The sequence below is a fragment of the Pectobacterium sp. IFB5596 genome (assembly GCF_021432585.1).
Taxonomy (GTDB): domain Bacteria; phylum Pseudomonadota; class Gammaproteobacteria; order Enterobacterales; family Enterobacteriaceae; genus Pectobacterium; species Pectobacterium punjabense.
In genome coordinates, this window is sequence record NZ_LXFY01000001.1 from 732,231 (window position 1) to 745,958 (window position 13,728).

Consider the following 13,728-nt stretch of genomic DNA (forward strand, 5'->3'; position numbering starts at 1 on the left):
TGGCTGGCAAGTAAAGGTGATTTTTCCTATTTTCTGGCGACACAGATTCTCTGACGGCAGCAGTCAGGCGCTGCGGGTGATAATCCAGTTTCGGCCATCGACCACGTGCCGCTGAAACGCGACACCGAATACAGGAGACAACACTTCCGGCAGCATGACATTCGCCGTTTCGCCCTGTGCCACCAAAACGCCTGCTGACAACAGCCAGACGCGATCCGCATGGTGGGCGCTGTGGTTGAGATCGTGTGCGCAAACCACGACGGCAATTCCCAAACGACAGAGTTCGCTCAGTAACGAGTCCAATGCCACCTGCTGCGCCACATCCAGACTGTTGGTCGGTTCATCCAGCAGCAGCAAACGTGCGTGCGGATTGATCGTCGGCCAAATTTGCAATAGCGCGGCCACCAGCCGAACGCGCTGCCACTCACCGCCCGATAGCTGCGTGAGCGGACGCGCCAGCTTGTCAGTTAGCATCAGGCGTTCCGCCAGAGAGTGCACCACCTGTTCAACCGCGTATTCCTGCGCCAGCGGTGGTTGATGTCGTTGCCAATATTGAAATACCGGCATCAGCGCCAGCGGCGGTTGCTGCTGCGCCAGATAGGCGCGCCGCATGGCTAAATCCGCTGCCGTATACTGCGACAGCGGCGTACCAGCCAGCAACACGTCACCTTCTCCTGCCAGCAAACCCGCCGCTCTTGCCAACAAGGTACTCTTTCCTGCACCGTTCGGGCCGATGATGTGCAGCAGTTCACCGCGATGACATTCCGCAGTCGTTGGCGACAAACGCGGCAAGACGCTAGCCTGCCGCAACTGCAATACGGGTGATATCTGCTGGATCAATTATTTTGCCAATGCCGCTTCGATCGCGTTCACGATGGTGTCATGGTCAGGCGACATATCCGGCGCAAAACGCTCAATCACACGCCCTTCGCGATCCACCAGAAATTTCTCGAAGTTCCACAGGATATCTTCCGGGTTCTTGGGTTTACGGCCTTTATTGACCAAGCGGGCAAAAAAGTCACTTTTCCAGGTGCCGTTGGCTTCCGGCTGCTGACGAATCAACTGTTGGTATAGCGGGTGGCGGTTCTCACCGTTCACTTCAATTTTGCTGAACATCGGGAACTGAACGCCAAACGTTCCACGGCAGAATTCCTGAATCTCTGCTTCCGAACCCGGCTCTTGCCCCGCAAATTCATTGGAGGGGAATCCCAGCACGACTAAACCTTTGTCACGATAGGTTTCGTAGAGTTTTTCCAATGCGTCATATTGTTTAGTCAGGCCGCATTGAGAGGCGACGTTGACGACTAAAGCAACCTGCCCTTTAAACGCTTCGAACGTTGTCGCTTTCCCGTCGATAGTGGTCAGCGAAATAGCATAGATTTCAGTGCTCATCGTTTTGCTCCCTCCAGTAATAAAACCGCGTTGATAAAACAAGCATGGGTAACACAAGACGTATCGCTACAGTCGATTACGTAATAACAGCCAGATAAACCATGGCGACCCCAGCGTAGCGGTAACCACGCCTATCGGCAACTCGGCTGAACGCAACGCAACGCGCGCGACCGTATCCGCCAGCAGCAGAACACCACCACCGGCTAACGCACATCCGGTCAATAAATAACGCTGATCGGTCAGTCCACACAGTCGCAGCATATGCGGGATCACCAAGCCAATAAACGCAATGATACCGGCCAGCGCGACGCTCAAACCAACCTGTACGCCCATGACCAGCACAAGAATCGTCCGCCAGCGATAGACCGGAATGCCTAACTGACGCGCCTGAATTTCACCCAGCGTCAACCCGTTCAGTACCGTTCCCTGACGACTTAACCACAAGAGCAGCGGCAATAGCGTCAACATCAGCCAGCCGTGCCGCCAGTCAATGCCGCTGAAGCCGCCCATCATCCAGTACATCAGCTGGCGTAAATCGAGACTGGTACTAAAATAGACCGCCCAGGTCATCACCGCGCTACAGATAATCCCAAGCGCAATGCCGATGAGTAATAAACGGGTATTGGAAATATGACGGCGGGCAAAATGAAGTAACAGAAAGGTGATCAACAACGCACCAGCGATGGCGCTCAAACTTAACGCCCAGACAGGTAGCAGTCCCTGCCCCAGCAGCACCGTCAACACCAAAGCTACACCAGCGCCGTTTGCAACCCCCAGCAGTCCCGGTTCAGCCAGCGGATTATCAAAGACGGCCTGCATGACAGTGCCTGACATCGCCAAACTGGCACCCACGAGCATGACAGCCAGCGTTCTGGGTAACCGCAGTTGCCAGACAAAGAGCTGCTGAGCGTCATCCAGCCAGGCTGTCGGCCAAATCCAACGTTCCCCGGCGCACAGGCTTACAACCAGCGTGAGTGCGAGAAACACCAACAGCAATGCCAGACTCCGACGATCGCGTCTGCACTGCTGTTGTTTTAACTGGCTGTAATGAGGTAACGGCGTCGCGTGCTTTCGCGAGATATCACCCGGCGGTAATGGCTGCATTGTTCACCGTAACAAGGAATCCAGCGTAATAAGAGAATGACCTGCCGAGGTTTAAGCGCTCGGGGCATCTCTAAACGTTGTCACGTATGTTAAACGATTTCGCTGACCTTACACGCTTTTTCCTTGCTACCGCTCCGCAATCAAAATGGAGATGACCATTACTTGGTACTGCATACCGCAATATAGTTGAGCTGGTTCCGATTGCGGCGGAAGGTATGAAACATGTTGAAGAACATGCTGCGGTTTTCTTTTTTCAGCGCATTTTTTACGATACGCGCCGCACCCGCTAAGCCTTCATCATAAATCAGCCCTTGTGGCGTCAGCAGCGTCATCGCGCCGTTATCATAGTTAACCTTGCTAAAACCACATTCTTGAAACAGCGTAACCCAGCGTTCACGCAGCATCGGCTGTGCATGTACGTTAATCGCTTTATGCATCTGTTCCACTGCCTGCAATGCCCCGGTATCTTTCTCGGAAAGCAGCATGATATCGTGGGTAATCAGACGACCGCCCGGTTTCAGCACACGATAATATTCGGCAATAATGCGGCTTTTGGCCTTGTCAGCATACATCGTCAACATGGCTTCATTAATCACGACGTCAAAGTGGTTATCGGGAAACGGCAGTTCCAGCGCATTCGCCTGCATAATCGTGACCTGCGAGGCCAGACCGTTCGCCACAACGTTTTCCTGCGCCTTTTCTAGCGCGGCTTTATCCATATCCGCACCGATGACCTGACAGCCAAAACGACGCGCGATTTCCATCGCCGTGGTGCCCATATTGCAAGCCACTTCCAGCACCACGCTGTCCTGCCGGAATCCCGCCTGACTGAGTAGCCACTCGGTTGCCTTTCTGCCGCCGGGGCGCAGACGTTTTTTCCCCAATCGAGCTAAGAATTTATGTCCTGCTTCATGATCGCTCATACTGTCACTCCTTAATTCTGTGTTATCGCGTTCGCTATTTACTGCGTTTTCAGCGTCTTCAACATGGTCAGTAACATACGTGACGACTGCTGCGCATCAACGGCATGAGGGATATTCGCGGGCATACGTACCAGCGTGCCGGGCTGTGCGATAACAGGTTCACCCCCGATCGTCAGCAATAATTCACCTTCAAGTACCATAACCAGTGCATCATAAGGCGCACTGTGTTCGCTCAACCCCTGCCCCTGATCGAAGGCAAACAGCGTAACGTTGCCGCCGTCGGTACGGGCCAACACGCGGCTGGCAATACCGTGTTCGGTTGGGGTAATTAATTCATGGAGAACCAGCGCCTGTGCCGCCGGAAGGGTATTGTCTTTCATGGAAACGCTCCGCTATTTTCGATTCAGCGTGCCGTGATTTTGCTTGCTGAATTCATGCAAGTGATTATTATTTTCATTTACTAGCTTAATGGTAATACCCGCCTCTGGGAGGGCAAATGACATTTGTCAAAAAGGCGCTATCGTCCGACGAATACGGCGACGTGCTGTTTCAGCATGACTGGATGCGTGGCGAACCCAGCGACGTGGTGTGTGAACTATTGGCAAAAAGCGAACGCCTGTTTTTCCGGCAGGACGATGTTCTGTTTCGCGAAGGCGACAAAATGCAGCACTGTTTGCTGGTTGAAGCAGGGAAATTGCAGGCTTTCCGCCATACCTATGGCGGTGATGAGAAAATTTTCGGGCAGTTTGAACGCGGTGAGTTTGTCGCTATTGCTGCCGTCTTTATGGATCACGGCCGCTTCCCGATGAACATTCGTGCGCTGAGCGATGGCCACACGCTGATGATTCCACGGCAGGATATTCACCAGTTTTGTCTGCAACGCCCGGAATTGGCGCTGCGTTTGCTGAATTATCTGGGCAAAAAGCTCTACTCAACGATCAACCAAATCGACTGGCTGACCTCCAGCTCCGCGCCACAGCGTCTGGCAGATTACCTGCTGCGGCAGCATCACATTCAACAAACTCAGCATCTGATATTACCCGTGAGCCGTGGGCAACTCGCTACGTCATTGGGGATGCGCGGTGAAACATTGAGTCGATTGATGTCCGACTGGAAGCGGCAAGGCCACATCACCTATCGAGGCCATCAGGTGGAATTGTGCGATCTGAATTATCTGAAAGAGCTGGCTGCCGAGGCCAGACGGACATTCTGACGGGGATAACCGGTGGTGCTAAGGCTTTGTAAGAGGAAGCATAGCGGTGCTATAGAACAATTTTGGATATGTATTTTGACAATTGTCATTCCCACCCCATCGGATTATCGACTACGCTTAGCTTACATTGATGAGAATGACTCTCATTAACATATTTGTCTTTATAAGACGCCGTGAGGTAACGCTATGCTAGGCTTTTTCCGACGAACACTGTCACATCATGGAATATTGTCACGCAATAACAGCCAAAAGCTGCCGCATCCGCAGACGGTCTCACCGACAGAAACCGCTGCGCATGCTCGCTGTAGCGAAAGCGAATATTGTTTCTTTAACCACACGGCCATGTTGCCTTTCGATCAACTTGACGAATGCTGCTGCGGCAACGATCGGCAAGAGAAAACGTCATCCTCATACCATTCATGACGTTTTCACGTTTTGCTGACGGTTAAAACTTGATGCTTTGACCACGCGTCAGCCAGGCACCGACGAATTCGGGCACTACGGTGCTCGCGAGGCCGTAAATTTTTTCATCAAACTGGCTTTCTACCTGACTAGGCTCCAGATTCAACTCCAGCGTATAGGCACCGTGCGAATGGGCCTCATGGACAAAACCCGCGGCGGGATAGACGTGCCCCGACGTACCAATCGCAATAAAATAGTCTGCCTGCGCCAGCGCCTGGTAAATTTTGTCCATGTACAGCGGCATTTCACCAAACCACACCACATGTGGACGTAACAGGGCAGGAAATTGACAGCAGTGGCAGCGTTCGCCGACGGCGAGATCGTCCGTCCACTCAAAAATCTGTCCACTTTGGCTACAGCGTATTTTCAGTAGTTCACCGTGCATATGGATGACGCGCTGGCTACCAGCACGCTCATGCAGGTTATCGATGTTCTGTGTGATCAGTTGGAAATTGTCTTCCAACATCGCCTCCAGATTCGCCAACGCCAGATGCGCGGCATTCGGCACAATTTCCGGCTGCTGTAGCTGACGACGACGGGCGTTATAAAACGCCTGCACCAGTTCGGGATTACGCTGAAAGCCTTCAGGCGTCGCGACATCCTCAACGCGGTGTTCTTCCCACAGGCCATCAGCTGCGCGAAAGGTACGAATGCCAGATTCTGCCGAAATGCCTGCGCCCGTCAGTACCACAACGCGCGGCTTTTTTACTTCGCTTGCTGCCAGATAATCACGATGGAAAATACGCGCCCGAAGACGCTGTTGCCGCATACGCTTTCCCTTGTGAAAACGCCCTAATCGTTGACGCGTATACATACTTACTCCAGCTAGTTATCCATTAAGTGTAGCAATGCCGCGCCACGTACGCCGCCCGCATCGCCATGGCGCGCTTTCTCTATACGTGGCAGTTTCGCAATCGGTAAAAGTCGCGCCGGAAGACGCATCGGCAAAATTTGATAAATTTCGTCAAAATTCGACAAACCACCGCCCAATACCAACAAATGCGGATCGAACAGAGTCAGGAGATTGCCCAGGCAGGCCGCCAGCAAATCCATAAAACGGTCGACAAACTCCAGCGCTTTTTCTTCTCCGCCACGATAGTGTCGGATGATAGTGACAGCGGGTAGAGGTTCACCATAAAGATGTTCATATAGCCATTCAAAACCGCGACCGGAAATATAGTTCTCGATACAGCCTGATTGCCCACAGCCGCATTTCACGCGGGGAATATCTACGCCGATGATATCCAACGCATCGGACGGCAGGCGGAGATGACCGAATTCACCCGCAATACCGTTGCGCCCGTCTACCGGACGCCCGTTAATCACCAGACCACCGCCCAATCCCGTACCTAAAATCACCCCTAATACGACGGGATAGGAACGGAATTCTGCGTCCCAGGCTTCAGACAGCACAAAACAGTTGGCGTCGTTGCTAACGCGAACGTCGCGCTGCAAGCGCTGTGACAAGTCAATACGTAGCGGTTTTCCCATCGTCGCAGGCAGGTTGGCGGTGAATAACGCCCCGCTCTCATTCTGGATACCCGGTACGCCGATACCCACGCTCCCCTGCATGCCAACCTGTGCATCGGCTTCATGCACTAGATCGACCAGCGTAGTGAGCAGTTCATCGTAATGCGTGCGCGGGGTCGGTACCCGCTTTTGCCACACCTTATTCAACGTCGCGTCGAACACGCCCAGCTCAATTTTCGTGCCGCCCATGTCAAAACCGTAGTACATGACTGCTCCTTAGGGTGTGAACACCTTGCCACACGATAGGGAATATCCCCGTCATCTCTCAAGCCGCATGTGCGTTGGCTTGTCTTACTGTCCGCTCAACACGCGGGCTGGATCAATACGGCTGGCGCGTCGCGCCGGATACCAGCTGGCAATCAAGCTCAGCACCAGCGATGTACCCAACACGATAAACACATCCATCAGATGTAATTCCGACGGCAGGAAATCAATAAAATAGATGTCGCCGGACAGCAGCTTATGGCCGATGAGTGCTTCAATACCGCGAATAATCGGCGTCAATTGCAAGGTGGCGATCACGCCGACCACAGCCCCTATCACACTGCCCAACAGCCCGGCCAATAGCCCGTACCAAATAAAGATAGCCCGAATCAGCCCATCGGGTGCACCCAGCGTACGCAGAACCGCGATATCGCTGCTTTTATCTTTCACCGCCATCACCAGCGTTGAAACAATATTAAAACAGGCCACGCCGATCACCAGGATCATCGCCAGATACATGATGGTTCTCACCATCTGAATATCCCGATACATATAACCATAGGTGCCAATCCAACTGCGAATATGGACATAGAGATTCGAGGCTTTGCCTGCCTCGCGCACCAGTTTATTGGCAGAGAACACGTCGTTGGCCTTGATGGCGATCCCCGTCACGCTCTGCCCCATATCCAGATACTGCTGGGCATCCGCAAGCGGAATCAGCGCTAAGCCGTGATCGAGCTGGCCGCTCAGTTGCAGAATACCGCTGACGTGCAGCCGGATGCGTTTAGGCTGCATCAGCTTCATTTCCGGGTCACTGTTCGGGATCATCACCGTGACCCAGTCCCCTTCAACAACGTTCAGCGTTTTCGCCACGCCTTGGCCGATAATGACCTGCTCTTCACCTGGGCGAAACCGCTGCCAGGCATCATTGAGAACATAGTTGGGCAACGCGCTGAGGCGTGTTTCTTGCTGCGGATCAACGCCTTTTACCTGAATAGCCTGAAGTTTAGCGCCATTCTCCAGCAGCCCGGTGAAATTGATATAAGGCGCAGCGGCGGCAACGCCGGGCACCTGTTCGATGGTAGGCAGGATGTCCTGCCAATCATCAAAAGGCTGATTAACGGGCTCGATCTCGCCATGTGGCACCACCGCAAGAATGCGATTATTCAGTTCACGCTCAAACCCATTCATCGCACTTAGGCCGAGAATCAACACCGCTACGCCGAGGGCGATACCCAGCGTTGAAATCACAGAGATCAGCGAAACCATGCCGCCACGCCGACGGCCACGGCTAAATCGCAGACCAATCAGCAACGAGAGCGGAGGAAAGGTCATTGACGCGCTCCCATCAGAGTCAATTCCTGCTGCAATTGACCGTCGCGCATTTCCAGTTGGCGGTTCAGTCGACCAGCCAGTTGCAGGTCATGTGTCACCACCAGAAAGGCGGTGCCTTGACGAACGTTCAGTTCTCCCAGTAGTTCGAAAATGGTGTCAGCCGTACGTTGATCGAGATTACCGGTCGGTTCATCTGCCAGCACCAGCGATGGGCTGTTGACCAACGCTCTGGCAATAGCGACACGCTGTCGCTCACCGCCGGACAGTTCCGACGAACGGTGGTGGCTACGCGATTCCAGCCCAACAGCGGCCAGCATTTCGCGTGCTTTATCCTGCGCCTGTGACGTGGGTACTTTGCCAATCAGCAGCGGCATCGCCACATTTTCCAACGCGGTAAAATCTGGCAGCAGGTGGTGAAATTGATAAATAAAACCCAGTTCGCGATTACGCAAGTCTGCTTTTGCCGCCGCTGAAAGCGTGCTCAGCGGTTGGCCTTTGAAGATAACCTCACCTGACGTTGGCGTATCTAATCCGCCCAACATATGCAGCAGCGTACTCTTGCCTGAACCTGAACTCCCGACTATCGCCATCATCTCGCCACTGCTCATCTCAAAAGAGACATCGCGCAGCACATCGGTAGAGAGCTTGCCGTCCTGATAACGCTTGGACAGGTTAGTACACTGCAATAATGATAAATCACTCATAACGTAAAGCCTCAGCGGGTTGAACGGTGGCAGCACGCCATGATGGGTAAAGTGTCGATAAGAGGGCAATCACCATCGCGGAAATGGCAATCGTCACCACCTGCATGGGATCAATATCCACTGGCAACGCGGCGCCATCCAGCAATACGCCCAGCACGGGCATCAGCGTATTCAGTTGGCTGGCCAGTAGCGCTCCCAGCAATGCCCCTAACAGCGCACCAACAATACCCGCGCTGCCTCCCTGCACCATAAATACCGCCATCACCTGACGTTGAGTCAGCCCCTGCGTTTGCAGAATGGCGACTTCACCCTGTTTTTCCATCACCAGCAAACCCAGTGAGGTAATAATATTGAACGCGGCAACCGCTACGATCAGGCTGAGTAACAGCCCCATCATGTTTTTCTCCATGCGCACCGCCTGAAACAGCTCACCTTTACGCTCGCGCCAGTCTTTCCAGACCATGCCTTCCGGCAGCGTTTGCGTACTCAGCGAATCGACCGACAGCGGCTTTTCCAGCCACAAACGCCAGCCGGTAATCTGGTTCGCCGGATAACGCATCAGCCGTGAGGCATCCTGCTGATTCACCAATAGTTGGTAGCTATCCACTTCGCTGTTGGCAGCAAAGGTTCCGGCAACGGTGAAAATACGCTGGCTGGGAATACGCCCCATCGGCGTCAGTTGGCTGGCGCTGGTTACCATCATGCGCATCTGATCGCCCGTTTTCACGCCCAGTTGCTCGGCCAGTTTCTCACCCAAGATGGCTTGATATTGACCCGGCTGAAGCTGCTGCTGTTTGACGTTGACCAAATAGCGCGATAGCGGTTCTTTCTCGTCAGGATCAATCCCTAACATCACGCCGACCGCGACGCTGCGGGCGCTTTGCAGCACCACATCGCCCGTCGTCAGCGGCGCGACACGCGTCACGCCTTCCAGCGAGTCTAAAGAGGAAGCAGGCATCAACGCGGGGTTCAGCGAACCTTGTGGCGTAGAGATCACCGCTTGGGGCATCACGCCGAGAATATTGCCTTCCAGCTCGCGCTCGAAGCCATTCATGACGGAAAGCACGGTGACCAGCGCCATTACGCCAAGCGTGATGCCAATAGCAGATAACCAGGAGACAAACCGCCCGAAGCGGTCTGATGCACGCCCGCGCATGTAGCGTAGGCCAATAAATAAAGCGACAGGTTGATACATGAAATCCGTCTGGATAAGGTTGCCAAAGCAAAGTGATCAAGGATAATAAAGGGTAGTACTGCTTTATGGAACCCTAACACCCTCACTCTACGGCTTTTTCTTGGTCGGATGCAGGGAGGCGAGACCCGATAATCAGATGATGCCTGAAAATTACCGTTATTCGCTGCCGCCCAAAGCGGGTGAGCAGCGCCTGCTGGGCGAGTTAACCGGCGCTGCCTGCGCCGTTGAATGTGCAGAAATCGTTGAACGCCACACCGGACTGGTGGTGCTTATCGCCCCTGATATGCAAAATGCCCTGCGATTGCGTGACGAAATTCAGCAATTTACCGACCAGCACGTCACCACGTTGCCTGACTGGGAAACGCTGCCCTACGATAGTTTTTCTCCGCATCAGGAAATTATTTCGACCCGCCTTTCCACGCTCTATCAATTACCCAACATGACGCGCGGCGTTCTGATTCTGCCAGTCAATACGCTGATGCAGCGCGTTTGCCCGCACAGTTTCCTGCACGGCCATGCGCTGGTGTTGAAAAAAGGCCAGCGTCTCTCGCGTGATAAGCTGCGTTCACAGTTGGAGCAGGCGGGCTACCGCAGCGTCGATCAGGTCATGGAGCACGGTGAATATGCGACGCGCGGTGCATTGTTGGATCTCTTCCCAATGGGGAGTGAAGAACCCTATCGTATCGATTTCTTCGACGATGAAATCGACAGCCTGCGCCTGTTCGATGTCGATACCCAGCGGACGCTGAATGAAGTACCGCACATTAACCTGCTGCCCGCGCATGAATTCCCGACCGACAAAACGGCAATCGAGCTTTTCCGCAGCCAGTGGCGCGAACAGTTTGAAGTACGACGCGATGCTGAGCACATTTATCAGCAGGTTAGCAAGAGCGTCTGGCCCGCCGGGATCGAATACTGGCAGCCATTATTCTTTAGTGAGCCACTGCCGTCGCTGTTCAGCTACTTCCCGAACAACACGCTGATCGTCAACACAGGCAATATCGAACAGAGCGCCGAGCGCTTCTGGCAGGATATTCAGCAGCGTTTTGAAAGCCGCCGAGTCGATCCGATGCGCCCCCTTTTACCGTCGGATTCACTTTGGCTACGCGTCGATGGTCTGTTCACCGAACTGAAAGCATGGCCGCGCGTGCAGTTAAGAACGGATACGCTGCCAGAAAAAGCCGCCAACGTGAATCTGGCCTATCTACCGCTGCCGGATCTCGCGATTCAACACCAGCAGAAATCACCGCTGGATGCGCTGCGTCGTTTTATCGAACAGTTCGATGGTCAGATCGTTTTCTCTGTTGAGAGCGAAGGTCGGCGCGAGACGTTACAAGAGCTTCTGGCACGTATCAAGCTGAACCCTAAGCTCATCAATACGCTGGAGCAGGCTCAGGAGCGTGGCGCCTATCTGATCATCGGTGCCAGCGAGCACGGATTTATCGACACGCTGCGCCAGCGCGCCTTAATCTGCGAAAGCGATCTATTGGGTGAACGCGTTAGCCGCCGCCGTCAGGATAGTCGCCGCACGATCAATACCGATACGCTGATCCGCAACCTGGCGGAACTGCGGCCGGGGCAGCCCGTTGTTCATCTCGAACACGGCGTTGGCCGCTATGCTGGGCTGACTACGCTAGAAGCAGGCGGCATTAAGGCCGAATACCTGATCTTAACCTATGCAGGCGAGGACAAGCTGTACGTTCCGGTTTCTTCTCTGCACTTGATCAGCCGTTACGCGGGCGGTGCTGATGAGAATGCGCCACTGCATAAGCTGGGTGGTGATGCCTGGTCACGTGCGCGGCAAAAAGCGGCGGAAAGAGTGCGCGATGTCGCCGCCGAGCTGCTGGATATTTATGCCCAGCGCGCGGCGAAAAGCGGATTTGCCTTTAAGCACGATAAAACGCAGTACCAGCTGTTCTGCGAAAGTTTCCCTTTCGAAACCACACCCGATCAGGCACAGGCCATCAACGCCGTACTGAGCGATATGTGCCAGCCGCTGGCAATGGATCGTCTGGTGTGTGGCGATGTCGGCTTTGGTAAAACCGAAGTCGCGATGCGTGCCGCATTTTTAGCGGTAGAAAACCATAAGCAAGTGGCCGTTCTGGTGCCGACGACGCTGTTGGCGCAGCAGCATTTTGACAATTTCCGCGATCGCTTTGCTAACTGGCCGGTGAAGATTGAGATGATCTCCCGCTTCCGCAGTGCGCGTGAGCAAACCCAAGTGCTGGAAGAAACGCAGGAAGGCAAAGTCGATATTCTGATCGGCACGCATAAGCTGTTGCAGAGCGATGTGCACTGGCGCGATTTAGGGCTGTTGATTGTCGATGAAGAACACCGCTTCGGCGTACGCCACAAAGAACGCATCAAGGCGATGCGTGCAGATGTTGATATCCTGACGCTGACCGCAACACCGATTCCGCGAACGCTCAACATGGCGATGAGCGGCATGCGCGACCTGTCGATTATTGCCACGCCCCCTGCCCGTCGGTTGGCGGTAAAAACGTTCGTGCGCGAATATGACAATCTGGTGGTACGCGAAGCCATCCTGCGTGAAACGCTGCGCGGCGGGCAAGTGTACTACCTGTATAACGACGTGGAAAATATCGAAAAAGCCGCCCAACGACTGGCAGAGCTGGTGCCGGAAGCACGCATTGCGATCGGCCACGGCCAGATGCGTGAACGCGAGCTGGAACGGGTGATGAACGACTTCCACCACCAGCGTTTTAATGTGCTGGTGTGTACCACCATCATCGAAACCGGGATCGACATACCGAGCGCTAACACGATTATCATTGAACGTGCCGATCACTTCGGTTTGGCACAGCTGCACCAGTTGCGTGGTCGCGTGGGGCGTTCCCACCATCAGGCTTACGCTTATCTGCTGACGCCGAACCCTAAAGCGATGAGCACCGACGCGCAGAAACGTCTGGAAGCGATCGCCTCATTGGAAGACCTCGGTGCCGGTTTTGCGCTGGCAACGCACGATCTGGAGATTCGCGGTGCGGGCGAACTGCTCGGAGACGATCAGAGCGGACAGATGACCAGCGTCGGTTTCTCACTGTATATGGAACTGTTAGAAAGCGCGGTCGATGCTCTGAAAGCTGGCCGGGAGCCATCGCTGGAAGATTTGATCAACAGTCAGACCGACGTCGAACTACGGTTGCCCGCCCTACTGCCTGACGATTTCATCCCCGATGTCAATACGCGCCTGTCGTTATACAAACGTATTGCCAGTGCGAAAACCGCCACCGAACTGGATGAGCTGAAAGTCGAGCTAATCGATCGCTTCGGTCTGCTTCCCGATGCAAGCCGTTACCTGTTGCAGGTTGCAGCCCTGCGCCAGCAGGCGCAAGCGCTGGGTATTCGCCGTATTGAAGGGAACGAAAAAGGCGGATTTATCGAGTTCGGCGAGCAAAACCGCGTCGATCCGACCCATCTTATCGGCCTGTTGCAGCGCGATCCCGGCACCTATCGTCTGGATGGTCCAACTCGCCTGAAATTTATGAAGGATTTGAGCGACCGCCCACAGCGCATCGAATTCATCGATACACTGCTGGGGAACATGGCGCAGCATACGCTAGCGGCGTGAGAATAGAACAAACGAATGGTTATGTTATGATATAACATAACTTTTTTATTGCTGTAACAAAACCGCCATGTGCACAA

The 13,728-nt window shown here is 54.1% G+C and carries 13 protein-coding genes; 3 read left to right on the forward strand and 10 right to left on the reverse strand.

What is annotated here, in order from left to right:
• Window positions 1-63: 63 nt before the first annotated feature.
• From btuD to A6301_RS03495, 5 genes are all read right to left on the reverse strand, one after another.
• Window positions 64-840 carry a vitamin B12 ABC transporter ATP-binding protein BtuD gene (gene btuD, locus A6301_RS03475; protein ID WP_107167669.1) on the reverse strand — a complete coding sequence of 259 codons (777 nt, stop codon included), beginning with the start codon at window positions 838-840 and terminating at the stop codon, window positions 64-66.
• On the reverse strand, window positions 841-1,392 hold the full coding sequence (locus tag A6301_RS03480; protein ID WP_107167670.1) for a glutathione peroxidase: 552 nt from the start codon (window positions 1,390-1,392) through the stop codon (window positions 841-843).
• 66 nt (window positions 1,393-1,458) lie between these two features.
• Window positions 1,459-2,496, reverse strand: coding sequence for a vitamin B12 ABC transporter permease BtuC (gene btuC, locus A6301_RS03485; protein ID WP_234257106.1), 1,038 nt, complete (start codon window positions 2,494-2,496; stop codon window positions 1,459-1,461).
• A gap of 158 nt (window positions 2,497-2,654) precedes the next feature.
• Window positions 2,655-3,419, reverse strand: coding sequence for a class I SAM-dependent methyltransferase (locus tag A6301_RS03490; protein WP_234257107.1), 765 nt, complete (start codon window positions 3,417-3,419; stop codon window positions 2,655-2,657).
• A gap of 38 nt (window positions 3,420-3,457) precedes the next feature.
• Window positions 3,458-3,799 (reverse strand): cupin domain-containing protein, encoded by a 342-nt coding sequence (locus tag A6301_RS03495; protein ID WP_137741598.1) that lies wholly within the window; start codon window positions 3,797-3,799, stop codon window positions 3,458-3,460.
• 116 nt (window positions 3,800-3,915) lie between these two features.
• Between A6301_RS03495 and A6301_RS03500 the strand changes: the two genes are divergently transcribed.
• Both A6301_RS03500 and A6301_RS03505 read left to right on the forward strand, forming a co-directional pair.
• A complete protein-coding gene (locus tag A6301_RS03500) occupies window positions 3,916-4,632 on the forward strand; it encodes a Crp/Fnr family transcriptional regulator (protein WP_234257108.1) in 717 nt (238 codons plus the stop codon).
• 186 nt (window positions 4,633-4,818) lie between these two features.
• Window positions 4,819-5,055, forward strand: coding sequence for a hypothetical protein (locus A6301_RS03505; protein ID WP_107167675.1), 237 nt, complete (start codon window positions 4,819-4,821; stop codon window positions 5,053-5,055).
• Between the two features lie 22 nt (window positions 5,056-5,077).
• Here the strand turns inward: A6301_RS03505 and cobB are convergent, their stop codons facing one another.
• The 5 genes from cobB to lolC form a co-directional block, all read right to left on the reverse strand.
• Window positions 5,078-5,908, reverse strand: coding sequence for a Sir2 family NAD+-dependent deacetylase (gene cobB / locus A6301_RS03510; protein ID WP_234257109.1), 831 nt, complete (start codon window positions 5,906-5,908; stop codon window positions 5,078-5,080).
• A gap of 11 nt (window positions 5,909-5,919) precedes the next feature.
• Entirely contained in the window at window positions 5,920-6,831 is a 912-nt protein-coding gene (gene nagK / locus A6301_RS03515) for an N-acetylglucosamine kinase (RefSeq protein ID WP_107167677.1), read from the reverse strand.
• 84 nt (window positions 6,832-6,915) lie between these two features.
• The gene (gene lolE / locus A6301_RS03520) at window positions 6,916-8,163 is read right to left on the reverse strand and encodes a lipoprotein-releasing ABC transporter permease subunit LolE (protein ID WP_107167678.1); all 1,248 of its coding nucleotides are present in this window, start codon (window positions 8,161-8,163) and stop codon (window positions 6,916-6,918) included.
• On the reverse strand, window positions 8,160-8,867 hold the full coding sequence (lolD, locus tag A6301_RS03525) for a lipoprotein-releasing ABC transporter ATP-binding protein LolD (protein ID WP_205542776.1): 708 nt from the start codon (window positions 8,865-8,867) through the stop codon (window positions 8,160-8,162). The genes lolE and lolD overlap by 4 nt, the downstream gene beginning before the upstream one ends.
• Window positions 8,860-10,062 (reverse strand): lipoprotein-releasing ABC transporter permease subunit LolC, encoded by a 1,203-nt coding sequence (lolC, locus tag A6301_RS03530; RefSeq protein WP_234257110.1) that lies wholly within the window; start codon window positions 10,060-10,062, stop codon window positions 8,860-8,862. The genes lolD and lolC overlap by 8 nt, the downstream gene beginning before the upstream one ends.
• A gap of 136 nt (window positions 10,063-10,198) precedes the next feature.
• Here lolC and mfd point away from each other — a divergent pair, with 136 nt between their 5' ends.
• Entirely contained in the window at window positions 10,199-13,651 is a 3,453-nt protein-coding gene (gene mfd / locus A6301_RS03535; RefSeq protein ID WP_234257111.1) for a transcription-repair coupling factor, read from the forward strand.
• Window positions 13,652-13,728: the final 77 nt, after the last annotated feature.